23 protein-coding genes and 5 pseudogenes are annotated in these 26,325 nt (G+C 41.3%); 24 read left to right on the forward strand and 4 right to left on the reverse strand.

Features of this window, described 5'->3' with window-relative positions; genetic code table 11:
• Nucleotides 1-142: 142 nt before the first annotated feature.
• Nucleotides 143-1,621 carry an Lsa family ABC-F type ribosomal protection protein gene (locus ASG89_RS07265; RefSeq protein WP_057309929.1) on the forward strand — a complete coding sequence of 493 codons (1,479 nt, stop codon included), beginning with the start codon at nucleotides 143-145 and terminating at the stop codon, nucleotides 1,619-1,621.
• 180 nt (nucleotides 1,622-1,801) lie between these two features.
• Here the strand turns inward: ASG89_RS07265 and ASG89_RS07270 are convergent, their stop codons facing one another.
• Nucleotides 1,802-2,635, reverse strand: coding sequence for a hypothetical protein (locus ASG89_RS07270; RefSeq protein WP_057309930.1), 834 nt, complete (start codon nucleotides 2,633-2,635; stop codon nucleotides 1,802-1,804).
• Between the two features lie 325 nt (nucleotides 2,636-2,960).
• Here ASG89_RS07270 and ASG89_RS07275 point away from each other — a divergent pair.
• The 7 genes and pseudogenes from ASG89_RS07275 to ASG89_RS38580 all read left to right on the forward strand — a co-directional run.
• Nucleotides 2,961-3,146 (forward strand): annotated as a pseudogene (locus ASG89_RS07275) (MarR family transcriptional regulator); the annotation flags it as partial.
• A 209-nt stretch (nucleotides 3,147-3,355) separates the two neighbouring features.
• The gene (locus ASG89_RS36190) at nucleotides 3,356-3,505 is read left to right on the forward strand and encodes a hypothetical protein (protein WP_157276556.1); all 150 of its coding nucleotides are present in this window, start codon (nucleotides 3,356-3,358) and stop codon (nucleotides 3,503-3,505) included.
• Between the two features lie 63 nt (nucleotides 3,506-3,568).
• On the forward strand, nucleotides 3,569-4,327 hold the full coding sequence (locus tag ASG89_RS07280; RefSeq protein ID WP_082592818.1) for a peptidylprolyl isomerase: 759 nt from the start codon (nucleotides 3,569-3,571) through the stop codon (nucleotides 4,325-4,327).
• 34 nt (nucleotides 4,328-4,361) lie between these two features.
• A complete protein-coding gene (locus ASG89_RS07285; RefSeq protein WP_057309932.1) occupies nucleotides 4,362-7,403 on the forward strand; it encodes a peptidase domain-containing ABC transporter in 3,042 nt (1,013 codons plus the stop codon).
• Nucleotides 7,404-7,514: 111 nt separating this feature from the next.
• A complete protein-coding gene (locus ASG89_RS07290) occupies nucleotides 7,515-9,305 on the forward strand; it encodes a histidine kinase N-terminal 7TM domain-containing protein (RefSeq protein ID WP_057309933.1) in 1,791 nt (596 codons plus the stop codon).
• 6 nt (nucleotides 9,306-9,311) lie between these two features.
• Nucleotides 9,312-10,460 carry a response regulator gene (locus tag ASG89_RS07295; RefSeq protein ID WP_057309934.1) on the forward strand — a complete coding sequence of 383 codons (1,149 nt, stop codon included), beginning with the start codon at nucleotides 9,312-9,314 and terminating at the stop codon, nucleotides 10,458-10,460.
• Between the two features lie 116 nt (nucleotides 10,461-10,576).
• Nucleotides 10,577-10,657: pseudogene (locus tag ASG89_RS38580) on the forward strand (3-oxoacyl-[acyl-carrier-protein] synthase III C-terminal domain-containing protein); the annotation flags it as partial.
• Between the two features lie 49 nt (nucleotides 10,658-10,706).
• Here ASG89_RS38580 and ASG89_RS07300 read toward each other — a convergent pair.
• Nucleotides 10,707-12,158: a methyl-accepting chemotaxis protein gene (locus tag ASG89_RS07300; protein ID WP_057309935.1), complete on the reverse strand. Its 1,452-nt coding sequence runs from the start codon at nucleotides 12,156-12,158 to the stop codon at nucleotides 10,707-10,709.
• 318 nt (nucleotides 12,159-12,476) lie between these two features.
• On the opposite strand from ASG89_RS07300, the gene ASG89_RS07305 reads away from it, so the two are divergent.
• From ASG89_RS07305 to ASG89_RS07325, 5 genes are all read left to right on the forward strand, one after another.
• A complete protein-coding gene (locus tag ASG89_RS07305; RefSeq protein WP_057309936.1) occupies nucleotides 12,477-12,980 on the forward strand; it encodes a hypothetical protein in 504 nt (167 codons plus the stop codon).
• Nucleotides 12,981-13,038: 58 nt separating this feature from the next.
• Nucleotides 13,039-13,566: a hypothetical protein gene (locus ASG89_RS07310; protein ID WP_057309937.1), complete on the forward strand. Its 528-nt coding sequence runs from the start codon at nucleotides 13,039-13,041 to the stop codon at nucleotides 13,564-13,566.
• A gap of 152 nt (nucleotides 13,567-13,718) precedes the next feature.
• Complete coding sequence (locus ASG89_RS07315) at nucleotides 13,719-14,507, forward strand: nucleotidyltransferase domain-containing protein (protein ID WP_057309938.1); 789 nt, start codon at nucleotides 13,719-13,721, stop codon at nucleotides 14,505-14,507.
• Nucleotides 14,508-14,729: 222 nt separating this feature from the next.
• On the forward strand, nucleotides 14,730-15,434 hold the full coding sequence (locus ASG89_RS07320) for a hypothetical protein (RefSeq protein WP_057309939.1): 705 nt from the start codon (nucleotides 14,730-14,732) through the stop codon (nucleotides 15,432-15,434).
• Between the two features lie 216 nt (nucleotides 15,435-15,650).
• On the forward strand, nucleotides 15,651-16,106 hold the full coding sequence (locus ASG89_RS07325; RefSeq protein WP_057309940.1) for a hypothetical protein: 456 nt from the start codon (nucleotides 15,651-15,653) through the stop codon (nucleotides 16,104-16,106).
• A gap of 234 nt (nucleotides 16,107-16,340) precedes the next feature.
• Here ASG89_RS07325 and ASG89_RS07330 read toward each other — a convergent pair whose 3' ends face one another.
• Nucleotides 16,341-17,045: an HNH endonuclease gene (locus ASG89_RS07330; RefSeq protein ID WP_057309941.1), complete on the reverse strand. Its 705-nt coding sequence runs from the start codon at nucleotides 17,043-17,045 to the stop codon at nucleotides 16,341-16,343.
• 837 nt (nucleotides 17,046-17,882) lie between these two features.
• Here ASG89_RS07330 and ASG89_RS07340 point away from each other — a divergent pair.
• From ASG89_RS07340 to ASG89_RS36200, 4 genes and pseudogenes are all read left to right on the forward strand, one after another.
• Nucleotides 17,883-18,143 carry a hypothetical protein gene (locus ASG89_RS07340; protein WP_057309943.1) on the forward strand — a complete coding sequence of 87 codons (261 nt, stop codon included), beginning with the start codon at nucleotides 17,883-17,885 and terminating at the stop codon, nucleotides 18,141-18,143.
• A gap of 110 nt (nucleotides 18,144-18,253) precedes the next feature.
• Nucleotides 18,254-18,484: a hypothetical protein gene (locus ASG89_RS07345; protein WP_057309944.1), complete on the forward strand. Its 231-nt coding sequence runs from the start codon at nucleotides 18,254-18,256 to the stop codon at nucleotides 18,482-18,484.
• 250 nt (nucleotides 18,485-18,734) lie between these two features.
• Nucleotides 18,735-18,809 (forward strand): annotated as a pseudogene (locus tag ASG89_RS36195) (formylglycine-generating enzyme family protein); the annotation flags it as partial.
• Between the two features lie 110 nt (nucleotides 18,810-18,919).
• Nucleotides 18,920-18,985 (forward strand): annotated as a pseudogene (locus ASG89_RS36200) (thymidylate kinase); the annotation flags it as partial.
• A 36-nt stretch (nucleotides 18,986-19,021) separates the two neighbouring features.
• On the opposite strand, the gene ASG89_RS07350 reads toward ASG89_RS36200, so the two are convergent.
• Nucleotides 19,022-19,567, reverse strand: coding sequence for a helix-turn-helix domain-containing protein (locus tag ASG89_RS07350; protein WP_057309945.1), 546 nt, complete (start codon nucleotides 19,565-19,567; stop codon nucleotides 19,022-19,024).
• 188 nt (nucleotides 19,568-19,755) lie between these two features.
• Here ASG89_RS07350 and ASG89_RS07355 point away from each other — a divergent pair, with 188 nt between their 5' ends.
• The 7 genes and pseudogenes from ASG89_RS07355 (at nucleotide 19,756) to ASG89_RS07385 (ending at nucleotide 26,129) form a co-directional block, all read left to right on the forward strand.
• Nucleotides 19,756-19,995, forward strand: a complete 240-nt coding sequence (locus tag ASG89_RS07355) for a PLD nuclease N-terminal domain-containing protein (protein ID WP_057309946.1) — start codon at nucleotides 19,756-19,758, stop codon at nucleotides 19,993-19,995.
• A complete protein-coding gene (locus tag ASG89_RS07360) occupies nucleotides 19,992-20,897 on the forward strand; it encodes an ATP-binding cassette domain-containing protein (RefSeq protein ID WP_057309947.1) in 906 nt (301 codons plus the stop codon). Before ASG89_RS07355 ends, ASG89_RS07360 begins: the two co-directional genes overlap by 4 nt.
• Nucleotides 20,894-21,682: an ABC transporter permease gene (locus tag ASG89_RS07365; RefSeq protein ID WP_057309948.1), complete on the forward strand. Its 789-nt coding sequence runs from the start codon at nucleotides 20,894-20,896 to the stop codon at nucleotides 21,680-21,682. Before ASG89_RS07360 ends, ASG89_RS07365 begins: the two co-directional genes overlap by 4 nt.
• 152 nt (nucleotides 21,683-21,834) lie before the next feature.
• Nucleotides 21,835-21,999, forward strand: a complete 165-nt coding sequence (locus ASG89_RS35475) for a hypothetical protein (protein ID WP_235549648.1) — start codon at nucleotides 21,835-21,837, stop codon at nucleotides 21,997-21,999.
• A gap of 71 nt (nucleotides 22,000-22,070) precedes the next feature.
• Nucleotides 22,071-23,391, forward strand: a pseudogene (locus ASG89_RS36205) (IS110 family transposase).
• Nucleotides 23,392-24,514: 1,123 nt separating this feature from the next.
• Nucleotides 24,515-25,036: a hypothetical protein gene (locus ASG89_RS07380; protein ID WP_157276557.1), complete on the forward strand. Its 522-nt coding sequence runs from the start codon at nucleotides 24,515-24,517 to the stop codon at nucleotides 25,034-25,036.
• 196 nt (nucleotides 25,037-25,232) lie between these two features.
• A complete protein-coding gene (locus ASG89_RS07385) occupies nucleotides 25,233-26,129 on the forward strand; it encodes an AraC family transcriptional regulator (RefSeq protein WP_057309951.1) in 897 nt (298 codons plus the stop codon).
• Nucleotides 26,130-26,325: the final 196 nt, after the last annotated feature.

Genomic DNA, 26,325 nt, shown 5'->3' on the forward strand with positions numbered 1-26,325 from the left:
GTACTGAAACGGTTGTTACACATGATTCACTCCGTATAAGTCGTTAGTATCCATTGAACTTATACGGAGTGAAATGAGAATTGATGGATATATACCGACTTTTTATAAAGAAATCGTGTGTTATAAAAAGGAGGAACCCACCATGTCAATGATTCATGTACAAAACCTGACATTTTCATATCCCAGTAGCTTTGATCCAATTTTTGAAGATGTTAGCTTTCAAATAGATACGGATTGGAAGCTTGGATTTATTGGCCGCAACGGTCGAGGTAAGACAACTTTTTTCAATCTATTATTAGAAAAATATGAATACAACGGAAAAATTATATCTTCAGTTGAATTCAATTATTTCCCATATCCAGTCTCGGATAAAAGCAGATTCACATATGAAATAGTAGAAGAGATATGTCCTAAAGCAGAAGATTGGGAGTTTCTTCGGGAAATATCTTATTTAGATGTCGATGCTGATGTGATGTACCGACCATTCGAAACATTATCGAATGGGGAACAAACGAAGGTTTTACTGGCTGCACTATTTTTGAATGAAGGGCAATTTTTGTTAATTGATGAGCCAACTAATCACCTAGATACCAATGGACGAAAGATGGTTTCTACTTATTTAAAAAGGAAAAAAGGTTTCATTTTAATTTCACATGATAGAAACTTTTTGGATGGCTGTGTTGACCACATCTTGTCAATAAACAGAGCCAATATCGAAGTTCAAAGTGGTAATTATTCTTCTTGGAAGCTGAATTTTGATAGACAGCAGGAACATGAGGAAAAAACAAATGAGCGTCTACAAAAAGACATTGGAAGGCTGCAACAATCTTCAAAACGTTCAGCTAATTGGTCTAATCAAGTAGAAGCTTCCAAAAATGGTACAACGAATTCTGGTTCTAAATTGGACAAGGGATATGTTGGACATAAAGCTGCAAAAATGATGAAACGTGCAAAGAACCTGGAGTCAAGGCAACATAAAGCAATTGAAGAAAAGTCGATGCTGCTAAAAAATGTGGAAAAAACGGAGTCATTACAGTTAGAGCCTTTAGCATACAAATCGAAAGAACTCATTCAGTTAACAGACGTGGCTGTTAGGTATGAAAGTGAATTAGTGAATACGCCAATAAGTTTTAATGTTGTAGCAGGAGACCGAGTAGTGCTTGATGGAAAGAATGGTAGTGGAAAAAGTAGCATTTTAAAACTTATTCTAGGAGATCGACTCCAGCATACAGGTACTTTGAACGTGGGTTCAGGTCTTGTCATTTCTTATGTACAGCAAGATACCTCTCATTTAAAGGGAAAGTTAGCTGACTTTATTGAAGAAAATCAGATTGATGAACCGATATTTAAATCTATTCTACGAAAGATGGATTTTGACCGTATCCAGTTCGAGAAAGATTTATCCCAATATTCTGGTGGACAAAAGAAAAAGTTGCTTATAGCTAAAAGTTTATGTGAAAAAGCTCATTTATACATTTGGGATGAACCACTAAACTTCATTGATGTTTATTCACGAATGCAAGTTGAAGAGCTTATTAACAGCTTTAATCCAACAATGGTTTTTGTGGAGCATGACCAGACATTCCGGGGAAAAGTTGCAACGAAAATGGTAACCTTATAGTTATACTTGGAGAATTGCATATTGTAGTTACTTCTAAAGGAAATTTGGTAGAGTAACGATTTGAATAACAAGACAGCTGCCAACAAGATATCGGCAGCTGTCTTTCGTTCAACGATTTCAAAGGTGTATTGCCGAAAGCTTGTGTTTGCACAAATTACGAATTGGGAATATCATGTACGCTTAGTTACCAACAAAATCAGCGGTAACAACGGTTTTGCCCCATTCAACTTGAACGCTATATGCCCCTTTTAAATCGGAAAAGGATTTTGTATCTTCATAAACTTCCCCAGGTTTCAAGTCGATGTAGTCTTTTATTGGAACCGACCCTTCTTCGATGACCTTATTGTTTTTTAATAGTTTGTATCGGGCTCCTCCAACAATAGTGATCGTTTTCTTACTTTGGTTTGTAAATCTGTACGTCACGACTGCATGTTTCCCTAAATTATCTACCTTGACTGAACCCATTAAGTCAGCTGCAGCGATCTCATTATTTGAATCTAATGATTGGTGCTTGTATATTACGTTCCATCCTGCGAGGGCATTGTTGATCTGTTCTTCGAATGCTGTATTCTCTCCTAACGGCGTGCTGTGTCCATAAAAGACCAGAACGTTTCCGTTTTGCCAAACGCTTGGAACAACCATGTTGTACTTTTCTTTTTCCTTGTTGAATTCTTCTAAGCCTTTGTAGGACTCCTTGACGTCTCTAAAAATGTAGATGCTGATGTACTCAACACGCATCGTATCTTCGGTAGGTTTGCTGATGGTGAATTCTATGGGCAATATTCCGTTTAGAGTTGGAAACCCTTCTTTTTTGCTCGGGGGCATCAATTCAAGCCCCTGCGTATTGAGTAACTTTACAACGTCCTCTGAGGTGAAGGTCGGTTTCGCTGGAGCAGGGTTTGCCGCTATTGGACTTGTTTCAGTAGCAGTGGGAGTTGGAATGTTTTCTTTATCAAGACATCCTGTCATCAAAACAAGCGTAACAGAAAGAATTACTGCTAATTTTACTTTCATTCTCTTTATCCCCCTATAAGTTAACTAAACTACGTAATTACCAACGTACGGATTCCACCTATTGTTGCAAATCTCACTTGCAATAATTTTCCCAAAAGAAGCCGAAATAGCAGGGCACTCCTCGAAGTAGAGTGCCCTGCCACAAAAAGTTGAAATAATTAACTTTGTTTTTGTACATCTTTGAACCAAATCACTTAATAGATAGGGTATCCGAGATATTGGTAGTCGGGTCGCCATTGACCAGTACCAGATCAGCGCGCGCACCTTCGGCAATACGGCCACCTGCGGGCGGTTTCGAGGTTGCCGATTGAAGCGCTTCTTTTGGAGGGATCTTGCTGATCGGTTTCATCTGCGCGGGGCTAGCATCACAGGCATGCTTCAAGGTCTTGAGCAAAGAGGATTCATCGAGCGGAAAATCCCAGCCAATAATGAACGACAAAAAAATATTTATGTTTTGCCAAAGGCCGTTGAATTGTTGATCAAAATTAATGAACGAGACACGAGAGTTAAGTAGATGGAGTATAGTTCATTATTAAGGCAACAGGGATCGAACTGCCTGAAGGCATACTTTCCTGACAGAAATGAATTAATTACATCAATAAAAAAACCGCGAAGGCTTGATGCTACGCGGTTTCTCCTATTTTATGGCCGAATTCTTTCATTATTCTTTTATTTGGCTGTAGTAAACTTGCCTTATGAATTCTGAAGGAGGTGAAAAAAATGGAACAGAACAAGAAAGCGGAAGCGAGCAAAGAATCGGTAGAAACAAACAATGCTGCCGAAATCAAACTCGACAACTTGCCTAAGAAGTTGTCCGAGGAAGAATCGAAGAACGTAACCGGCGGGCGTCAATCACGTGCTTCTTATTAATCAGGGCGCGGGGGATTCCCCCGCGTTTTTATCTAGAATTAGGACGAAAATAAAGGGGTTGCCATGATGTCACTCGATCAGGTTATTGCCCTTCACATAGAAGGAACTAGCTATTCATTAGCGACTGTTCTGCGCTTTGCCAATATGCGCGGCCGTTTCAGTGCGATAGAGGTTTACGCATCACATGTACTTATCGCCGGCTACGCGCAAGAGCATCAACTGACAGCCAGTCCGGAGGAGATCCAGACGGCTGTCAATGACTGGAGAGCGGAGAACGAGCTCTATCAAGCCTTGGAAGTAAAAGAGTGGTTAGCAGAACGCTCGCTTTCCACCTCCGACTTGGCTGACTTTGCCCGAATGAAGATCGTGAAGGACCTCGTCCGCGAGCACGTGGCATCCGGCAAGGTGGAGCGATACTTCACCGAGCAACGTTCTGAGTTCGATGCGGTGGCTATCGCGCAAATCGTCGTTAGCGAACGGGGGCTCGCACGCGAGCTTACATTCAAGGCACAGGAGGGAGCGGAGTTCTTTATGCTTGCGCGCGAATATTCAACAGACGAACAATCGAGGCTTGCCGGAGGGTATGTCGGTCGGCGGGAAAGAAGGCAACTTCCGCGAGCTATTGCTACAGATGCGTTCGGGGCAGTTGCCGGGACAGTTATCGGACCTCTTGAAATCGACAAACAATTTTACGTGATTAAGGTTGAAGACGTTTACCCAGCGGAGCTGAACGCCGAAATTCGATCGAGAATTGAACAGATCTTGTTCGAGGAATGGCTTTCTTCTAGACGTAAGCAAGCAAACATACATATTACGCTTTAGGGACAAGATCAGGTTATAGGGGAAAAGGTGAGAGATGGAGACAAATAAACAATTCACCTATATGGAAAAAATATCAATATTTGGCGTGCTCCGTTCAGATGAAAAACAAAGGTTGTCCCAACATGCGGAGATCTTGCAATTCTCCATCGGACAGACGATCCATGACAAGGGCGGCCCATCAGAGTCTCTCTACTGTATCGTTTCAGGAGAAGTCAGGATGATCGAAGAACAATTGAACGGGAAGGACATTAGCCTTGGTCTATTGTCGGGAGGGGACAGCTTTGGATGGGGCAGCGAGATGGAGCAACCAAGCCCCTCCATCACCTACAGCGCTGCAGGGAATGTACGACTGCTAGCCATTCCAACAGAGAAGCTTCGTGAAGTGCTGCTGCATAATCCCGGACTTGAGCATCTGCTTACGACCTACATGTCTTCTCGCGCTGTCTCCATGTTTTTAAAACGGACGACTTTGCTATCTTTTGGTGATCATCAAGCCATTCGGATATTTCTGGAACGGATGACTGTGACTAAAGTGGAAAAAGGGCAGCCCATCGTGCGTCAGGGTGACGAGGGCGACGCATTTTACATCGTTCACTCCGGGCATTGCGAGGTCAGCAAGGAAGAAGACGGTACCATAATAAACCGTCTTATTCCGGGCGATTTTTTCGGAGAATTAGCGCTGCTTACAGGGGCGCAGCGTAAAGCTACGGTTGTAGCCAGCGAGGATGCTCAGTTGTTTCGGTTAAGTAAAGATGATTTCGATCAAATGATTGTGGAGCACCCTGCCCTGAAAACAGCGATCGAGAGCATTTCCGCCAATTATGTATCAAGCGTATCCAAGTATGGGGAAGACGACACGATGGACTTGGAGGCTGCTCCAGGCCAACCATCTCTCTGGCAAACGGCTGAAGTGAAGCCTGCAAAACGACGATTCAGGCTGCGCAAATATCCGATTCTCTTGCAGCAAAATGAAATGGATTGCGGACCTACTTGTCTTGCCATGGTGATGACGTACTACGGCTCGCGCATTCATCTGAATCGGATTCGGGAGCAAACGGAAATGTCGCGTTCAGGAAGCTCGTTGTACGGCTTGATAGAGACGGCGGAATCGCTCGGTCTAGCTGCGCAAGGCTTTACAACGCAGCTCGATGAGCTTGCCGTTATGAAGCTGCCAGTGATTGCACATTGGAAGGGCGAGCACTTTATCGTCGTTTATGAAGTGACCAAAACCCATGTTACCGTTGGTGATCCGGCATATGGTTTGGAAAAAAAAAGCAGAGCAGATTTTCAGGCTGGTTGGAGCGGGGCGATCTTAACTCTAACGCCAACGGAGCGACTTGCATCCCATGAGCGTATTCGCAGTCCAATAACGCGGTTTATCGCATACGTGATACCGAACAAAAAATTGTTGCTATCACTCCTAGTCACGTCATTGCTCGTGCAATTGATCGCCCTTGCGATACCGATCATTACGCAAGTCATTGTAGACAAGGTGCTTGTAGATAAGCACACGGATCTTCTCCAGATGCTGTTGATCGGTATGCTTGGGCTCTCTGTTTGTTATATCGTAGTCAATTCGTTCCGAAATTTTTTAGCAGCTCAAATCGCATTGCGTATCGACATCACAATGCTGGGAGATTTCTATAAGCATTTACTCAGCTTGCATTTATCGTTTTTTTTGGCACGCACAATCGGCGATTTGACAAGTCGGGTGGGCGAAAACCAGAAAATACGCAGAATGCTGACAACCGGGGCCGTGCAAATGCTGCTTGATGTATTGACGATCCTCATCTACGGAACGCTTATGTTCGTCTATCATATCAAGTTGTCGTTTATCGCGTTTGCCATTATTCCGTGCTATATCGCGCTAGTGCTGCTCTTTTCGCCGCTCATGCGCAAAAACAGCCGCAAACAATTCGAAGCGGAGGCGGAGTCTCAAACGACGATAGTCGAAGCTATCAAATTGATCTCGACCGTCAAAGCCCTTGCCGCCGAATCGGCCATCAGATGGAAGCTGATGGATAACCTGCAGCTTGCTTTGAAGCAGCGAATGAAGGCCATTCAATTACACGTAGCATCTGAAACGATTACGAACAGCATTAAAACGATCGGTAACGCCCTGGTGCTGTACGGTGGCGCGGTTTTCGTTATGCACGGGCAATTGACGGTTGGTCAATTTGTTGCCTTTATGTCGGTCTACTTGACAGTTACACAGTCGATAACTAGCCTGTTGGAGATGCTCAACGAAATTATGGAAGTGCGAGTATCGATGGAACGGATCGACGATGTCTTTCAGGCCCATCCGGAAGAGCGGGAGTCGCAAAATATGCGAAGACTGGCTGCGCTGAAAGGGCACATTCAGTTCGACAATGTGACGTTTCGTTATGAAAAGGATGGCCCCAATATTTTGCAGCAAATTAGTATCCGCATACTACCCGGGCAAACCGTTGCAATCGTCGGCAGAAGCGGGTCGGGTAAATCGACGTTTGCCAATTTGCTGACGAAGCTATTTACGCCGACAAGCGGGACGATCCGTCTTGATGGACACGACCTCAGGCAAATTCATGCCGCTTCCTTGCGCCGTAAAATCGGTATCGTCCAGCAGGAAAGTCGCGTGTTCCGTGCCACGATTCAAGACAACATTGCTATTCGTTTCCCGTCCGCTACACTAGAAGAAGTCGAAGCAGCCGCCAAGTTGGCAGGAGCTTACGAATTTGTTACCGCATTGCCGCTCGGTTTCAAGACGATGATTGGCGAGGGCGGATTAAGCTTATCCGGGGGGCAGCTACAGCGGATCGCCATTGCAAGGGCGCTGCTGGGCGAGCCGAGCATTCTTATATTCGATGAGGCTACAAGTGCGCTTGATTCGGAGTCGGAACGGATTATTCAGCAAAACATGGATTCGATGATGAAAGGACGCACCGCTCTAATCATCGCTCATAGATTGAGCACGGTGCAAAAAGCAGATCTCATTCTCGTTATGGATCGCGGAGCGATCGTGGAGTCTGGCTCCCATGCTGAGCTTACCCAAGCTCAGGGTCTTTATTATTACTTAGTTAGTCAGCAGTTAAGTTGAAAATACGATCATTAAACCGAAGATTCATAAACGAAGTGAGCTTGATAATAGCTTAGTTTCGCGTTACGCTATTCATCAGACATTGTCTGAGAGTTAATATAGGAGACAGCTGTGGATAAAATACAATGGATGTCAGTACTGCTTTTTCTCGCAGCGGCGCTAATGGTGTACGTCGCATTCCTTTCTTACCAGAAACGCCATTTACCCATTGCTAAAACGATGATTCTAATAATGATGGGAGCGGCTTGCTACGCAACAGGCTATGCGGTCGAATTGCTTAGCCGAAATCTGTACGAAGTGAAGTTGGCGCTTCAAATTGAATATTTGGGTATTCCTTTCGTCTCTACGCTATGGTTCTTTCAGGTCATTCAATTTACGGGGACAGCGGCTCGATATCGGAAACGCCTTGCACTGGTCTTATTCGTTATCCCAGCGACTATTTTTTTTCTCCATTTGACTAACGATTGGCATCACCTGATCTACAAGAGCTATAACTTGAATGAGGGAGCTTCGCTTCCTTTGTATAAGACGGACAAAGGCCTTGGGTATGAAGTACACACCCTCTATAATTATTTCGTTATAATGTGCGGTTTTTTTCTGTTTATCCCTATGTACTGGCGGTCTTCTCGGATCGTGCGCAAGCAAGTCATCATTCTGAGTATGGGGGCTGCCGTGCCCCTGATGTTCAATATGTTATTGTGGTTCGGAGTTGTCGTCGATTTGACACCGTTTGGGTTTGTCGTTTCGGGCGTCGTCTATGTGTGGGGGATTTTGCGGTTTAATCTGCTTAAGTTTACTCCGCTTGCGTTGACTCAAGTGTTCGACACGATCCGGGATGGCGTCGTCCTGCTCGATTACGAGGATCAAATCGTAAGTTACAACAGCGCAGCCGAAGAGGTACTTCCTGAACTCGGTTTGACTAAGCATTACCCTGCTTACGTGGGTGAGGTTCTGCCTTCCAGTCCGGAACTGGTTGAGCACATTCGCACTGCTAGTACCGGAGACGAACGCTTCCCATTCCAAAGATTCCATGCAAACCACAGTAAGCATTATCACTGCAATTTAGCGTTCATCTACGACTCGGGCGCTCCAATCGGAAAAATATTGATGTTCAATGATATTACGGAATTGAAGGACAACGAGACCCGATTGCGTGAGAATGCCAGACAGCTATCTGAGTTGAACACGTTCAAGGACAAGATGTTCACCGTCGTTGCGCATGACATTCGCGATCCGATTGCACTCCTCGTCAGCCTAACTGAACTACTCGGTGAAGAGCTTGCTGCCTCCGAAGCCCAGCATGCCGAAGTGTTCCGAGAGCTCCAAGGACAAGTGCAGGGTACGTTCCATCTCGTTGAGAATTTGCTCGACTGGTATCGTAGCCAGAAAGGAAGAGTTGTATTTCGGCCGTTAGACTGGAATTTGCAGCAGGTCGTTCGACAGTCTCTGTCGCTTGCCGGAGCGAAGGCAGGCATGAAGCAGATTCGGATGACGGAACGAATCGACGAGAAGCTTGCGGTTAGTGCGGATAAAGAGATGCTGGATCTCATTCTGCGAAATTTACTCTCGAATGCTATCAAATTTACGGGATTCGGCGGGGTAATTGAGATCGGGGCCGTATTGGAAGGCGATCAGATCATCGTGTCCGTCAGCGACAATGGAGAGGGAATTGATGAGAAGACCGCGGAAATGCTGAGTCTGAACGATCAGTTCTTCAAAACGCCGGTCATCGGAGACGATCCTGGGAATATGAGATTTGGACTGGTGCTAGCCAGTCAATTTGTAAAGATTCATGGCGGCAGCCTCTGGTTTGAGAGCGCAGCCGGAGTTGGGACGTCTTTCTTCTTCACCTTGCCGGGACCTGTTGGTGGTAGGAAAGATTCTACAATAGAATGGTGGTAAAGACGTATGAAAGTGATTGTAGTGGACGATGAGCCAGCGATGCATTTGATTTTGCACAAAATGCTGGATAAGCTGCCCGGGGTTCATGTTGCGGGTGCTTTTACAGATGCGCTGTCCGCAGCCACCTTCTTAAGTGGGAACGACGATATCGGCCTGGCTTTAGTAGACATCTCGATGAAGGGCGAGAATGGGATGGAGTTTGCCGCCAAGGTGGAAAAATCCGGTTCTGCCACGCAAGTCGTCTTCATCACGTCTCATAAGGATTTCGCTCTAGAAGCTTACGAACTGTCTGTCTTGGATTATTTGGTCAAGCCGGTTTCCAAGGAGAGGCTGCAGCGGACGGTAAATCGTGCGCTCTCGAACTGGCAGCTATTGCAACTACGGCCACTGCAAGTTCCGGCTTCCCAGGATGTGAGTCAGATCGTCATAACGGCGCTCGGAGACTTCGCTGTTAGAAATGAAGCAGGCCGCGTAAAGTGGATCTCTCGAAAGTGCACAGAGCTGTTTGCTTACCTGGTTCTTTATCATGGCAAACGTATTCCTCGTTCGAGACTCATTACAGATATTTATGGAGGCATGGATCAAAAGGGTGCGGAGAATTATTTGAATACGACAGTTTATCAATTGCGCAATTCTTTGGAACCTCTCGGCATGCGTGGGATTGTAAGATCGGAGAACGATGGCTACGCGCTCGAATTGAAGGATCCCTTTATTGATTATGTGGAATTCGAAAAACAAGTGAAGAAGCTGGAATCCATTGACGCTGGGAATGTCGATAGAGCAGTGCAAATTGAACGGCAATATACCGGAGATCTGTTTGGAGACAAATCCTATTTGTGGGCTATTGACGAAATGGAGCGCTATGCAAAGTTGTACGATTCATTTTCAATAAAGCTTGCCACAGCACTTATTTCCTTGCGGGATATGACCGCTGCCTCTAAGCTGCTGCTCAAGCTAAAAGAACGCAATCCATTTGACGAATCTGTCATATGTCTTCTTATGACGATATGCGAGCAGACCGGGGACAGAAAAGGATTGACCGCACTGTATACCGGCTATGCTCGGCTTCTCAGTCTAGAGCTTGGCATTCGTCCTTCCGAGGAGCTGATTCAGCAGTACGAGTTGTTGGTAAGCCTATTTTCCGGCAGAAAATAAATAATTTCGTCAAATAATAAAAACGCGTAAGCTGCCGGTGATTACGATGATTAAAAACCAACATGTAGCTTGTGTCAGAAGGAAATAAGACCTAGTGACGGGGATATAATGAGAACAGAATCAAAAGGGGCGACATCATTGCCTTGGCTGCATTCGGCGGCGGACTTGGTTGGGGTTCTGCATTGTTTCAGAATTAACGAAAAAGCGGGATTAATCGGAGAAATGCCGATCATCCCGCTTTTTTATCTATTGCTTTTCAGACAGCAATTTCTCCAAATCGGAAATTAAGGTCTCCAATTGGTTAAAGCTGGCCGAAATGTCTTGCACTTTTTCTTTTTGCTCCTCCATGCTTGCCAGGATTTCTTCAGTAGACGCACTGGATTGTTGGACGACATTGGAAATACTGGCCACTTCTTGCACAATATGCTCGGACGACGATTTGATTTGCGATGCTTTCTCCATGACATCAGCCGATTGGGTTTTTAATAAATTCGTATTGTTCGAAATCTGTTGAAAGAACGTTTCTGTCTCTACTACAGAGGTTTTGCTTTCGTCGAGCGCTTGCTTGCCCTCTTTAATTTTTGCTGTAAGCTCCTGGGATTTCAACTGGATCGCTTGCAGGATCGAAGAGATTTCCGTTGCCGCGACATGCGAATGTTCGGCCAATTTTCTGACTTCGCTGGAGACGACGGCAAAGCCGCGACCGTGCTCGCCAGCTCTTGCCGCTTCAATCGCTGCGTTCAAGGCAAGCAAATTCGTTTGATTGGCAATATCCGATATGGTAGAAAGAATGGTGCCGATCTCATGGTTTTGTACTTCTAATTCATTCATGGAAGCAACGGTATCTTCCACGATCCGGTTCACATCATGAATTTTAGCCGTCAAGTTCTGGATTTTTTCGTTACCCTGCATCGTAATTTCTGTCGTATGTACAGCCAGTTGGCTCATTTTGGAGGCACTGCCGGACACGGTATTGATATCTTGATGATTCGATGTCATCGTATCTGAAATTTCCGCCACGCTGGAGGCTTGCGTTTCGATGCCTTGACATACCTCCGAAAAACCAATAGTGACCTCTCTGGTAATACGATCCGTTTGCTCGACATTTTTCCGAAGCCCGTTGTTGAACCGGCTCAGGCTTTGAACAGCTTTTTGTACGTTTTGCAGCATATATTCGGTGTGTTTGTTGGCGTCAATAATCTCGGTAAATCGCTTCTCCGCTTCCATGAATACTTTTTGATTAAGCCGCGATGCGAAAATGAGTACAACTGCGGTTATTACAATCCCTGCATTTGCCGAAAATAACGTTTGCGAATCAACAGTATGATTTGCAATCAGCCAAAAGTTCAAATTCAAGACGGAGAGGATCGAGTAAATTAAAATCGGTCGAGCAACCGGATAGATCATGAATATTGAAATAAATGCGACCATAGATGGGATATCGAGCTTTTTGCTGCTGAGCGTGACCAATAGTATGAAAATAGCCGCAAGCAGGAAATAAGGCACCTGATGAATAAGTACTTTCTTAAAATTGCAGCTAAAAATTGCTGCAGACGCAATCAATAGGATGAAAAAGGAAATCCAGTTGAGCAAGTTGTGATCTAACAAAACATTCAACAATCCGATCACAGTCAAAAAACTAATTAACCAAAAAGCTAATTTATTACGTTTTAAGATTAATTCATCAAAGCGGTTCATCCTTTGCCCTCTTTCCGATACATGGTGTTTTGTCATCTGGATGTTCATATCGAAATCCCTTACCGACGAATATTCTATACCAAAAATAATAACTCCTCTTTATTCCATTCCATAGGCGTGTGCTAGTATATTCCATGGAGTATTATGGATTGGGAAATATATAAAATTATGGAAGTGTAAGTGCTCCCACTAAATACTTGCATGATTATTAGATGAGTCGCGCAGCATGGAGACGCGGAAGAGGTGCAAGTAAGATGATGACGAAATATAGTAAATGGGCAATTCATAAACTATTTTTGTAAGTACAGCGGGGGAAATATGAAAAAAGTTTATATAATCGGAATTGTAGCCAGTGGCAAGACAACACTTGCGAAGCAACTATCGAATAAAAGAAATATTCCCTGGTATGAGTTGGATAGTATAGTTCATCATATAACGGAGACTGGGAGATTTAAGCGTACAGCCGCAGAGCAGGTTGAGGTTATTAGGGAAATTGATAAAAATGGTACTTGGATATTTGAAGGAACCGACCGCGAATCCTATCGTTGCTTATATGAAATGGCTGATACAATCATTTTTCTAGACACACCACTGTGGAAGCGGAGAATTAGAATCCTAACGCGGTTCTTCAAACAAAACCTTGGTATTGAAAAATGTCTTTATAAACCTGATATTACCATGTTAAAAATGATGTACAAATGGACACATGACTTTGAAAGTAGTAGACCAGAATTTGAAGCAAAGTTACATTTATATAAAAATAAAGTAATTAGACTTTATGATAATAAAAACTTGGATTTCGATCAGCCTTTGCTCAACTAACGGGCAGGTTAGTGCAACATAAATAATCCCCCATTCGTCTTGAGATAGGGGGGATATAATGAAACGATGGAGAATGTATTTAGTATTTTTACTATTGTTCTTGGTTGCATGTAATAAAGAAAAAGATGCATTGCTTGAAGGTATCGAAGAGTTAAACGTGGTAACACAAAATGTAAAAACTAAGGATTTCGTGCTTGAGGTGACAACACCAACTGTTATCAGAAATGGCGAAATACTAAAAGTAAAGGCCAGTTTGAAATATACTGGTAATAAAAACGTTAAACTATCTTACGGGGATCCAATCATCCGTTTTTCATTTACAGGCAGTAATTATAGCAGAGCATATACTAGCCTAGGTTATGTAGGTGAAATAAACCCGGGTAAAACGTTTGAGGTTGAAGATGAGTTCAAAGTAAGCCAGTCCGGGGAACAAATCTTAACGGTTAGAACTACTGAGATTGATATTAACAATGTGCCCGTTGAAGGGGTTGGAAATGAACCGTACTTAAAAGATAGCTTGTCGTTACGTAGTATTGAAATTGAAAATAGCAAGTTATCACATGCAATTGAAGTTCTGGTTAAGTAAGATGACCATTACGTTAACGGAACACGATAGTTCAATAAGAGCAGCGCGGCATTGAAGGGTGATTTAAAAGAATTTGACACCTTATTTTTCAAGGTGATATACTGCCGTAATACCCATTAGCATGGGTCTATTTTCGAGAGGTGATAAGTCTTATGTTACCTATTCACCAGCAATTCATTAATAAAGCTATCGGAAGAATCCGTCAGGATGGGCGCCTCACGGGGCTACTTGTCGGAGGCTCCGCCATTCGCGGGACCATGGATGCATACAGTGATCTAGATTTAATCATTGTATATGATATTGCATTCAAGGAAGAGATAATGGAGCAACGCATTCGAATCGCCAATTCGTTTGGCAGCTTGCTTTCATCTTTCACCGGCGAGCATGTAGGTGAACCTCGGTTGGTAATCTGTCTGTATGGGCCTCAACCGCTCCATGTCGATTTGAAGTTCATCTCCACATCAGAGCTGGCAGTACGAGTTGAGAATCCGCTTGTGCTTTGGGATCGCGACAATTCGCTACGTTCAATCATCAACGAGACATTACCTTCGTACCCTACTCCTACTCCTCAATGGATGGAGGATCGATTCTGGGTATGGGTACATTATGGAGCAACGAAATTAGGTAGAGGCGAATTATTCGAGTTCATTGATTTGCTATCATATATGCGAAGTGCCGTGCTTGGGCCATTAATACTTATGAATATCGGGCTTATTCCGTCTGGAGTACGTAGGCTTGAGCAATATGCCGCTCACGAAATGGATGAGCTTAAAGAGACGCTTCCGCTCCACAACGCCTCAAGTTGTTACCATGCGATGAAAGTCTCTATAGAGATCTATAGAAGATTGCGTCAAGATATCGAAGGACTGATACGCAAGGAAGAAGCTGAGCAAGCTGCAATAGCATATCTCGATTCGGTATACGATAGCGTGCGAAAATGATATCTTGTTGCATAGACTCTAACGGGACACAATAGCTTAATAAAGACACCACGGCAGCCCATCCATAATCGGCTGCCGTTTCCATGCTAACGGGCAGTTTTTTTTCAATGGGCTAACTAGTTTAAACGAAATTTAATGTTACAAAAAAAGGAAAATGGTTATTGATTAAAGAATACGTGAGGGTGATAATACACTTTTAAAACCTCAATAGGATGTGTTAACATGGCGAGTAGTTCAAATCAAGATTTGGAAGACTTTATCAATTACACCTCATGGTTTGTTAAGCCGGGCGACCAAGTATCATTCTCCCAAACGATCCAAGGAAGAGATTTCTTTCATCTTTCGATCGCGTTCACAAACTTATTCCCTACACTCAGCGAATTGTTGTGGAACTCACGAGTCACCGAGCTTCAGATCAACCATGAACCTTATCAATTATTGGGTTGGACGGACCATCAGGGAGAGTCCTTTGGATGGCTTGTGAAACCACCTGTAACGGTAGTAGATAAACCGCTTTGTCCAGAACATCGGACATTGTTAGCCCATTTCGGTGGAATCACGGAACGATGGAATGAGACGGAAGACAGCTGGCTCTGTAATTTAAACTCAGCGCTCACCTATCAAGAGGCGGAGGAAGGCTTCCAGGGGTGGGAATCCTATATCGGAGAGGTGTGCAGCGATGAGGGGGTCTTGTGCGAGATAAAGCCTATCGATTACATTGCGTTTGCCTTTGAAGCCAATGGCAATCTGACATTGTATTGTAAGGCGGACTCGTCCGTCATAATGATCGCGCATGATCACTGTTTTGAGCATATCACACCTCTGGAAGGATATCCGGAGTATACGGTCTACACCATTAACGATTGTTTCCAATTTGTCACTTGGGTCGAGAACGTCGCTAAACAAGAAATCTGTAGATTGAATTAATTAAAATGTTTCGAAATACCTTAATCCCATGTGGTTTTTGGGCAACTATTGGACAAACTTAATTGAGATAATGGTGAACGATTTTTCAATACTCAGCAATAGGAGGCTGCCGAAACGATCGGCAGCCTTTCGCTCACCAAACGTGCAGATATCGTAACAATTCCGTACCTTTTTACGTCAGTAGAAATTAGTCTTATAACACAAAAGGGGATTTGGATGAAAAAAATAATGATTTGTATTAGTATCGTTATTTTAATTCTTACAGGTTGCAACGGCGGGAAAGATTGCTCAAATAAGAACACCAAGTGTGTTGAGGATTGGAACAATAAAGATGTTAAAGAGATTACTATATACAAAAAAGATTCTATGGGAAATAAGGGAGTCACAGGCATCGTCCAGGAACAAAAGAAAATAGATACATTTCTGAAAGCAATGCAGACGGCAGAGTCTATACCTGGCGATCTTAAAGTTAGCCCTCCCGACTACGAGGCTGAAATAGTATTAAAGGATAACAAAATGGCTTCTTCTCTTTTTCAGCTATGGCTCCCCTCAGAAAGTGACGGAATGATAGTGTATTTGAAAAATACCAGTCAGGGCAATAAACTGACAATTGAGCAGAATAAAGAAATTAAGGCTATTATAGAGTCCGTTAGGATTCATCCATCGAAATGAACATTGTATTGTCTTAAAAAAACTGGTAGCTTATTCAACTAACTGGGAACGTTAGAACAATACCAAGAGACTGCCGGGTACGAAATGGCAGTCTCTTTAAACTAGTGAGTTCAAAGGTTTTTAAAATGGGACTTGTTATAACATGGATTTTGAGACGAGTGATCATGGAAGGTGCCTCGACAAGTCACATTCCAGATTTGCCATAAAAAAGACCTTTCCAACTAGAATGGTCTGTTACTGACTGGCATGCCACAAATAGTACTCAGCATTCTTTTCTGTGTACCCGATGACTTGCCGGCTGACAACCTTATTCATCTCCGCTTGAAGATGCTTGTCGGTTCCTTTACTACGAGAGCGAGCGGTCACCACACCCTCCTTTACAATGACATACCTATATTCATAAAGATGATCGCATGGCTTACACATTAGAGCTCCGATATTCTGAATATCTGCTTTTTCACTATCGGTGCACTTCGAACGCTGCTTTATATGGGCTGCGATTAAAAAATCGGCCGGCTTTTCCTCTCCGCAAAGTACACAACCTGCACTGGTCCGATCCTTTAGTAGTAATCTGCGAAGTTTTGTTTGCTCTTTTCGACTCTTGGTAATCTTTAGACAATCCAAATCACCTGTTATCGGGTAATTGCCTTCAGTCTTTTCACATCCAGATTCTGCACTTTCCTGGTCTGGTTGAGGGGGTTGACGCTTTTCTTTCCGAGCTTTCATTTCAAGTTGCTTAGCTTCCATTGCTTCTTTTTTGGCAACCAGTTCAGCCTGCTCCCAAGGATCGATTATCCTTGTTCCGAGATAATCTGAATCAATATGGTCGTACATACCTTGTGTTTTGAAAAAAGTAAAACTCCCTTCGAAGTGAAGGGAGTCTAACTCATTTGCAATATCCGTGTGATTTTCCCGATCGTAGTACATATATTTTTTCATAATTTTTTCCTCCTATTTAATTTTTGATAGGGCCAACCTTGGTGCAAAATTTAACACGTGTATAGTTATGGCTAAGTCGGGGAAAAACCCACGCTATATTCTAATTAACATGAAATCCCTATGAATTTGTACTAGTTGAACCTAAAAGGTTCACTGATTCTCGTGGTGCGGCGCTTGCGCTGGATGTATGGCTAAAAGGAGATAGTTTCATGACGAACAGGCAGCAAGTATTTTGGGTTGCCTATTGAACCAGGATAGTGGAGTGAAATTGAAAATTAATATATACAAAATGAAGTGAATTACTAGAGATTTATGGAAACTATTCACAATAAAAACTGTCTAACGTATAGAGTGGCTTACAAAAAGAATTCTGTTTTAAAGCTCTATCTGAATTTGTTGGGGGGTAAGCGTTATGTTTCTTCTAAGAAAATTCACTTTTTGGTTCCCAGTAATGAACATAATAATATATCTAAGTGACTATTTGGGGAGTGGATTAGCAAATATTATTCTTAGTCAATTTCCTCCAAATACTTGGTTGATAAGAGCTGAGCCATTCAGAGACTGGATGATAAACGAAAGTGCTTTTGGGGGTAGTAGTATTTTAGTTACCTTTCGGTTCACAGCATATTTAATTCATTTCTGTTTTTTTCTTAGTATAGGATTTGTCTTGGATTACATTATACATTTATTCAAATCGCGGCTATTTCCTTTAGCTCGTTAAAGTGCGGGCGGATTAGTTGAATAGAGGCTGCAACATTCGTGAGGATTTCCACGTCTCAATTTCACTTGATAGATTTGTAAAGGGGTGGAAATCCAACTGCACAAGAGGTTTTAAGAATGGATTTGAAAGCTAATATTTTCATGCATAAAGACACCATTTATATTGCAGGAGTTCCTTGGGTAGACGAGTTAAAATTAACCAAAGACATGCAAGTAACTGAAATCAGACACCGAAGTAATGATAAAGATTTAAAAAATGGAACAGCAAATAAACTGGAAGTGGGAACAAAGATATTCCGTGTCAAAGAGCGAAATGACATATTGATAGCTGAAACAGAAAAAGGTGACATCAGATTTAATCAATTAGTTGAAGGATAACTAATTGATTAAACTAACGAAGGAACGATAGCTCATAAGAGAAACAAAGGCAGTTGGTCAGCACGACAAGCTGTTGACGGATTACAAGAGTGAATTGGGAGCGATTTATTATGACACATGAGGATTTTCTTGAACTAAAGAAACGAGTTGGATGGGGAGAGGAATTTCTCATTTACCATAAAGAGATTGGCTATTGGATAAGTCGTAATAAAGACGGGGTATATTTTACAAGAAATCATGATGGGTTTACGCAAGAGTTCCGCAATTCAGATGAACTTTTCGAAAACGCGAAGATTGGTGATAAATACCTAAGAGATTTATGGGGCGAAATAGAATGGTAAGAAAGGTAACTGATTGTTGAGCTAACGAAAGAACGTTAGTTCAATAAACAGCAAAGGCGGCAGCCTAAGACTTTGTTTTTTCAGTCCTAGTCCGCCGCTGTTTCTTTTTCAATATAATTACAAACAACTATATTCTTGAAAATTTATTTTATACAAAATAATATTTGGCATTCGAATCAAACATAACACACTTTTGTATGGACATATGGAGGCTTGATAAGGTTGCCTGGTATAATAAAAATCCAGCAGTCACGTTTGGGAGTGGTGTTCGGATTTATACGATCAGAACGTATACGGCTCCTACCGAGTTTTTCGCGGTGGTAGCTGAGCGGAATAAGCCAGAGGATGTGGGGCTACGTGTCGTCGTCGCAGGTGTTGTCAAGCTCATAAAAACTTATGTCAACAGACATGATTTTTTTATTTTTGTTGTAAGGTATGCTGATCGCTGAGAAATCACCATACTTACTTCAACATGCGCACAATCCAGTGGGATGGTTTCCTTGTAGAGCAGGATCATGTTTTTTTGACTGTTCTGTTTCAGGATTCTGGAATAATGGTAAAGGCAATAGTTCGAATTGGTGCATCCAGATCATTAATTTTGTTAGTAGTGTTGTAGTATTTTATCATTAGGTCGTTTAATTCATTTTGAAATTTAATAAAATTTTCATCATCAAGCTTTAATTCTACAAGTGAAAAAGTAGAAACATCATCTGAGCAATCTTGCTCTTCTAATTTGGTAAGATAGTTTTGATATTGAGTCATAAGCGATAATTGGTAATACGAAATATAATTCAGCTTTTCCTTACTAGAAGACTTTTTCCACTCATCTGCACTAAGTCGGGCTTCTTCTTCATTTAAAATGTAGTATTTTTCGGAAATGGATCTCACTTTTTTTTCTTTCATAATGCGGATAACTCCAGCATCTAATAAAACTTGTATATGTCTATATAAAGTTGCTTGAGGCACATCTTTAATGATTTTTACCATTTCAAGTGAAGTCAGTCCATTTTCTTTGTTTCTCATTAAAGCTTGAGAAATCTTCATCCTTACTGGGTGCAGGATAATGTCAGCTTTATTAGCCATTTTTTTCTCTCCCCAATCAAAAAAATATCCCGTTATTATCTATAATGATAATATTATCATTGTAAATAACAATAAGAATTAAAACAATATTCTTTAAAGAAAAAATAAGTGTAACATTTCGCGTTCATATGTTATCATTATCGATAATGATAACATATTGATTAATAATGACTTAGGAAGTGGTTAATTTGCAAATGCATTACGGGTGGAACGAATTAAAAGATATTGATTTCATGTCTGTATTGCCGGTTATTTTACCGGTCCTTGCTGTAGGGATGATTTTGATCCTAATAGCATTAATGGATTTATTCAAGCACAGAAAAACGAGGAAAAATGTTTTGCTGTGGAGTCTCATTATTATTTTTCTAAACACGTTTGGTCCGATTCTATACTTTGTTATTGGCAGAAAGGACAATGAAAGAATATGAAATTAGAAGTCAAAAATGTTACTAAAACATATAAAGAAAAAACGGCTGTAAATAACTTTTCAATGGTTCTGCAATCTGGAGAATGTGTGGGATTGATTGGGCCGAATGGGGCTGGTAAATCGACACTCATCAAAGTTATTTCAGATATTATTAATCCTACAATGGGAGAAATATTGCTTAACGGGAAGAAAATTTCGCAAATGAAAAAGGAAATTGGCTACTTACCACAGTACCCTAATTTTTATCATTGGATGACTGCACAAGAAACTCTTGCTTTCATGGGGGAACTATCAGGACTAAGAAAAGAAGAATTAACAAAGGCAATCCCAGAAATATTATCGAAAGTAGGGTTAAGTGGAGAAGAGAATTCAAAAGTTGGAACATTTTCAGGTGGAATGAAACAAAGACTTGGCATTGCACAGGCGTTGTTACACAAACCATCATTGATTGTAATGGATGAGCCGGTATCGGCATTAGACCCAATTGGTCGAAGAGAAGTACTGAATCTAATCGAAGAAATCAAGAGAGAGACTACGATTTTATTGTCGACGCATATATTAAGCGATGCAGAAGAAATATGTGAAAGATTTATTATAATCAAAAATGGGCAAAAAATTGAAGATACAACTATCTCCGACTTGTTAAACAGCAATCGCGAAAATAAAATGATTTTTGAAGTTATGTCTATCAATCAAGAATGGATGGAAGTTTTGAAAAATTTGAACTATGTAAAGGATGTAGAAGCAGTAGGAAATAAAATAAAAATTGAAGTTGAACATATAGGTTTGAATAAAAACATGTTAATAAGAAGTGCTTTGGAACATCGGGTTGATCTCGTAAAGTTTGAAATCACCAAAGATACATTAGAAGAGATATTCATAAAATTGGTGGTGGAAAAATGAATAATTTTAATGTGCTAATGAAAAAGGAATTTGTTCAAATGGTACGTGAATTTAAAGTTATTTGGCTACCTCTTGTATTTATATTTTTAGGAGTAACTCAACCAGTTGTTAGCTATTATTTACCCTCCATATTAGAAACACTCGGTGGAGCACAAGGTATCACAATTGATCCTAGTATGGCTGCTCAACAAGGTGGGGAAGTACTCGCAACTACTTTAGCTGCTCAATTTGATCAGTTGGGGATTATAATTATTGCAATTTCTATGATGGGGGTCTTACAGACAGATAAAGTCAACGGTATGTTGGCTTTTATTCTTACGAGACCGGTCACTATAGTATCGTACATAGGTGGTAAAATAATTGCCAATTTCATATTTGTTGCTTGTTCTGTAGTGTTAGGTTACTTGATTTCGTATATGTATGTTAAAATACTGTTTACAAATGTAAATTTTGTGGACGCGATAATAGCTTCATTGTTCTATTTGTTATGGGTTCTGTTTATGGTAACCTTCACTACGATGATAAGTACTATTTTTAATAGTCAAGGTATTATTGCATTAATTTCAATTGTATTCCTACTAGGCTGTAGAATTGTACTTGGTTTGAGTACTCTTACAGATTTTATGAATCCCGCAAGTATGAGTAAACATGCCATGGAAGTATTAATTACAGGGGCAGTCAACCCCAACGTAATATGGAATGTTTTAATGGTACTTATATGGATTGTACTAACAATCATTGTAACGATCTTTTGGATTTCTAGTAAAAAGCCCAAGTCAGACTAACGAATGGGCTCTAAGGCACCATAGTTCGAACTTGGAACGATATAGGGTGGCAACCTGTATACATAGCATATCGAAATTCGAGGGATATAGTGATTGAGCTAACGCGAAACTATAGCAACACAACATTAAGGTTAAAAAAGGAGCAATTAGCGATGTACGAACATCTCGTTGTATTCAAGTTCAATACTAATGTCACGCCAATCAAGCAACAGGAATTGCTGGATCAATTGTTAACGTTTCGGGATCATATGGTCCGCATCCCGTTCATCAGGAATTTGTTAAATCGCTGGATGGTATACTGGAAAATGTTATTGTAGTTGATTACCCATTGGTTTAAGCAACCAATTCGAGGCTGCCGGTATAGATCGGCAGCCTCGTTGCGCTAAACATTCCTGTTAGGGCTAAGAAATGGCCTTTGTCAGAAGTACAAAATCAACGAATTGAACGAATTACCACATCTCATCTTGTTATAGGTATCGATATGCTAAGGAAACTCATGTGGCGCAAGCTACGAATTTCCGTGGAATCGTGCTCTCGAATCGCCACCTCTCATTTAGTAATACCATAGAAGGCTTTGACAAGCTGCAATGTTGGATAGAGGGAATCCAACAAAAGCACCGTTTGAACCGTGTAATCATTGGCATGGAACCCACTGGACATTATTGGTGGAACTTAGCGAATTGGCTTACAAACAAAGACTCGAACGTCGTCTTAGTGAATCCAGCCACCACCAAAAGAAACAAGGAGAATCGAGATAATAGTCCGTCCAAGAGTGATCCGAAGGATGCGCTTGTCATCGCGAATATTGTAAGTCGTGGTTATTATTATGAACATACAAGGCAAGCTCAAGAGTTCCAAAGATTACGCACCCTAATGAGCGATCGGGAGTTCTGGGTCGCCTACAGTGTCCGGTTGCAGAATCGGATTATCCGTTGGTTAGATATTCGCTTTCCAGAGTATACATCGGTGTTTAAGGATTGGACTTGCAAACGTTCAATGGCCACATTGAAAGAATTACCGTTACCGCAGGATCTTGCGTCACGATCCATAACCGAGATGATTACGACTTGAAGAAAGCATATGCACAGAGCAGGCGGCTCTATAGGCACGCAGAAAGCTGCTGAACTTATTTCTCAAGCCAAACGGAGTGTAGGGGATGTCACGGCTTTAGCTGAGGCAAAGCGAGATTTAGAACGATTAATCGAAGAGTATGAACGTATCGTGGAAATGCTAGAGAAGATGCAGAAGCAAAGCCTAGCCATACTTAATGAGATTCCGATGGCAAGTCAGCTTCGCTCCATTTTGCAGCGATTTTAGCTGGTGCGGGTGATCTAAGGCAGTATGCGCATGGTCGCCAGTTACTGCGAAAAGCCGGTCTTAATCTAGCTGAAAGTAAGTCGGGAAAACGGAAGGGACAGATCGTCATATCGAAACGAGGAGATTCTACCTTACGTAAATATTTGTTTCTCGCTACTCTACAGCTCATTGGTGTAAATCCTGTATTTCGAGAGTTGCATGAGTATAACGTTAAGGTTAAGCATATGAAGAAGCTCAGATCCGTATTTAAACAGCTTGGAAAAGTAGCTCGAATCTTAATCAGCATTGTCCAAAAAGGTGAAACATTTACGCCTGAAAAGGCAAGTCACATCATTGCGCAGGAAAAGCTAGAGATCACATCAAATGCTTACCTATTGCAAACCTATAGTTGAACAATCAGGGAGCAGATCGCCGCAGCCGGCAGCTGCTCCCTTTTTCATTGAACTAATGGGCAGATTTCAGCTATGTGTAGCTTCTTTAAGCAGAACTATGAAATAGCAGGTATGGGAATAATGGGTTATATGAGATGATTAAACTTGCTGGAAGGTGGTTTGTTGTATTTTTTACATAATCATAAGTGGTGTATGTCTGCTCATTATTATTGAGTGAAAGAGATTTATTCTTTCTAACAATAATGCAATTAGTATTGACAATATTGGTTGGCACAGGGAGTTTCTTTATATTTGGAGATTCCAATTTTGACGGGATTAACACTAAGATTCGAATGTTAAAGTACTTTGCAATTTGTTTAATAATATTATTGATAGTTTATTTTGTAATGCATGGTCGATAAAAGGTGGAACGTATAAGGACCTAGACCAAGCCCCAAACATCAAAAATACAAATCTTCATAAAATCTCCATCCTTTAAGGATGGAGATTTTAACAACTTTCATAAGCAGGGTGTGAAATGTTATTGAATTGGACCGATCTAAATTTATCTTTTCTGTATTAGTTTTGTGTATTTGTAGCACGTCATTTGAGTTATTATTATTGCTAATACAACTTACATTGTTGAAGAATTCAGTTGCAATCATAACAGATCAAGTGGTAACCATCCTAAGTTTTATGCTTATCGGTATAACCATCTACGGTTTATTAAAGTCGTTTGGACGAAGCATAGGTTTATTTTTTTGGTTCAATATTATTTTGTTGGCAAATTTGTGGATATTAATGGGAGCATTGACAGGTTGGGAATATATTAAGGAACTGCTTCATATAAAAAATCTTTTTGGAGGTTAGAGGAAGCACCTAAGTCCAGTAGAGATAGCTAGGATGTAGGGGAGTTGGATAGCAAGAGAGATTGCAAAAAGGGCTGTTACCCAAATACATTAATCCAGCGTCAAATATAAGAATTGTAAAAGGGAGTGGTGATATTGAAAAAGTTTTTACTTGGTTTAACGTGTGGGATCGCTCTAACCGCAACGACAGCAGGGTATGCTTCAGAAACGATTAATGTGTAGCAGAAAATATGGGATCTACCCTGGAGTACGATGAAAGTACACAGACAATAAAGATGAATTATAACAACGTCGCAAGCTATTCAGTAAATCTCACCGACAATGAAGCAAAAGATATTCTTAAACAGATCATTCCGAAGGCAGTAAAATTCTATGGAGTGTTTAATGGAACTGGTTCGTTTAAACTCGATAAGACGAAAACGATTCCAGGTGAACCTAATTACGCTCAGGTAATCGACGAAAAGATCACTTCCATTGAGGACTTGAAAAAATGGGTGGAGGAAACTTTCACAAAAGATGTTGCTCAAACGGTTTTCTTTTCTCGTTACCTGACTCCTGGAATAGGCAGTCTGCCACTTTATAAGGATTACGAAGGGAAGCTTTATAATGACACAGGGAATGGAGGACACGGATGGGCATTTGATTACTTAACTGATACCGCAAAGGTAATAAGCCAGAAAGATAATGTTGCGGTAGTTGAGTTAGATAGAACATTGTTTAATAATCCAGATATAAAATTGACCCTAAGAATTGAATATATAAATGATAAATGGAAACTGGCATCACGACTTGATTAAGCGCGGATTATCGCGCTAACGGATAACTATAGTTCAACATTTTATTACCTCGAAATATGCAGTCTAGTGTAATGCAGAAATTAGTTTTGTCACTCCTGAAGTATCTAGTTAAATAAAAGGCCAACTTTCTTGTGCATAAAAAGTTGCGATACGAAGTCGCTCTTACTCTATACTACGATTGAGAGGGGGGAAACAAATGGATTGGCTTACAAGAATGAATAGGGCATTGGATTATATCGAAATGAATTTATTTGGAGAAATATACCTTACGGAGGTAGCGAATCAAGCTTGTTGTTCGTCGCATCAGTTTCAAAGAATGTTTTCTTTCATTACCGATGTGTCATTGGCCGAATATATACGACGCAGACGGCTTTCTCTTGCTGCGATCGATTTATTGAATAGTGATGCTAAAGTGATAGATATTGCCCTTAAGTACGGTTATGATTCACCGATTTCTTTTGCAAGAGCTTTTCAATCGATGCATGGTGTCAATCCAGCTATGGCCCGTCAAGAAGGTGTCTCTTTGAAAGCCTATCCTCGGCTTTCCTTCCTTATCTCAATCAAAGGGGCAGAGGCTATGAATTATCGGATCGAAACTAAGGAGGCTTTCCAAGTATTTGGCATTGAGAGAGTGTTTCAAACAGACGGTGGTGGCGAAGTCCCGACTACCCCGGGGGAATTTTGGCAGCAATGCCATGCTACGGGCGAGGTGGAGAAATTAGCAGCTAATGCTGGAGAATTGCCTGTGAATCTGAGTAAGGATTTACTTAAAGTGCATGCAGTTTGCAGCTATCGTAGAACTGAAAATGATACGTTTCCGTATATGCTGTGTTCATTTAAAAGTGAGACCAGTAAAACTGATGGATATATAGAAATCACAATCCCTTCACACACGTGGGCTATATTCCCATCGGAGCTGTTTTCCTGGGATCAATTTAATGATTCAATCGAGTCATTATATCGTCGCTTTTATTCGGAATGGTTACCTACGGCAGGATATGAGAAGGTCGATGGAATGGAGTTCGAAGTCTATGGAGGAAGAGATAGCCTTCACTACGTTGAATTGTGGTTCGCGGTACGAAAAGCTTCCTAATTTGATAATAACGAAAGCAAAATTCAATTGTGAAGTGCTTCAAGACTTGCCGTTAAACTCAATGTAGGTAACGGGCAGCTATGCGTGGTGGATGATTCATCATAGGTCGATCTCGAGAATCCATTTATATAACTGTTTTGTACCAAGCGCGAAGACAAACTAGTGGTAAGATGATTAGGGAATTCCCATTGAATAA

The organism is Paenibacillus sp. Soil766 (assembly GCF_001428105.1).
Lineage (GTDB): Bacteria > Bacillota > Bacilli > Paenibacillales > NBRC-103111 > Paenibacillus_E.

Excerpts from the sequence above, each read along its gene's own strand:
- ASG89_RS07265 (WP_057309929.1), top strand. The coding sequence starts at position 143 with ATGTCAATGATTCATGTACAAAACCTGACATTTTCATATCCCAGTAGC.
- ASG89_RS07270 (WP_057309930.1), bottom strand. The coding sequence starts at position 2,635 with ATGAAAGTAAAATTAGCAGTAATTCTTTCTGTTACGCTTGTTTTGATG.
- ASG89_RS36190 (WP_157276556.1), top strand. The coding sequence starts at position 3,356 with ATGGAACAGAACAAGAAAGCGGAAGCGAGCAAAGAATCGGTAGAAACA.
- ASG89_RS07280 (WP_082592818.1), top strand. The coding sequence starts at position 3,569 with ATGATGTCACTCGATCAGGTTATTGCCCTTCACATAGAAGGAACTAGC.
- ASG89_RS07285 (WP_057309932.1), top strand. The coding sequence starts at position 4,362 with ATGGAGACAAATAAACAATTCACCTATATGGAAAAAATATCAATATTT.
- ASG89_RS07295 (WP_057309934.1), top strand. The coding sequence starts at position 9,312 with ATGAAAGTGATTGTAGTGGACGATGAGCCAGCGATGCATTTGATTTTG.
- ASG89_RS07300 (WP_057309935.1), bottom strand. The coding sequence starts at position 12,158 with ATGAACCGCTTTGATGAATTAATCTTAAAACGTAATAAATTAGCTTTT.
- ASG89_RS07305 (WP_057309936.1), top strand. The coding sequence starts at position 12,477 with ATGAAAAAAGTTTATATAATCGGAATTGTAGCCAGTGGCAAGACAACA.
- ASG89_RS07310 (WP_057309937.1), top strand. The coding sequence starts at position 13,039 with ATGAAACGATGGAGAATGTATTTAGTATTTTTACTATTGTTCTTGGTT.
- ASG89_RS07315 (WP_057309938.1), top strand. The coding sequence starts at position 13,719 with ATGTTACCTATTCACCAGCAATTCATTAATAAAGCTATCGGAAGAATC.
- ASG89_RS07320 (WP_057309939.1), top strand. The coding sequence starts at position 14,730 with ATGGCGAGTAGTTCAAATCAAGATTTGGAAGACTTTATCAATTACACC.
- ASG89_RS07325 (WP_057309940.1), top strand. The coding sequence starts at position 15,651 with ATGAAAAAAATAATGATTTGTATTAGTATCGTTATTTTAATTCTTACA.
- ASG89_RS07330 (WP_057309941.1), bottom strand. The coding sequence starts at position 17,045 with ATGAAAAAATATATGTACTACGATCGGGAAAATCACACGGATATTGCA.
- ASG89_RS07340 (WP_057309943.1), top strand. The coding sequence starts at position 17,883 with ATGGATTTGAAAGCTAATATTTTCATGCATAAAGACACCATTTATATT.
- ASG89_RS07345 (WP_057309944.1), top strand. The coding sequence starts at position 18,254 with ATGACACATGAGGATTTTCTTGAACTAAAGAAACGAGTTGGATGGGGA.
- ASG89_RS07350 (WP_057309945.1), bottom strand. The coding sequence starts at position 19,567 with ATGGCTAATAAAGCTGACATTATCCTGCACCCAGTAAGGATGAAGATT.
- ASG89_RS07360 (WP_057309947.1), top strand. The coding sequence starts at position 19,992 with ATGAAATTAGAAGTCAAAAATGTTACTAAAACATATAAAGAAAAAACG.
- ASG89_RS07365 (WP_057309948.1), top strand. The coding sequence starts at position 20,894 with ATGAATAATTTTAATGTGCTAATGAAAAAGGAATTTGTTCAAATGGTA.
- ASG89_RS35475 (WP_235549648.1), top strand. The coding sequence starts at position 21,835 with ATGTACGAACATCTCGTTGTATTCAAGTTCAATACTAATGTCACGCCA.
- ASG89_RS07380 (WP_157276557.1), top strand. The coding sequence starts at position 24,515 with ATGAATTATAACAACGTCGCAAGCTATTCAGTAAATCTCACCGACAAT.
- ASG89_RS07385 (WP_057309951.1), top strand. The coding sequence starts at position 25,233 with ATGGATTGGCTTACAAGAATGAATAGGGCATTGGATTATATCGAAATG.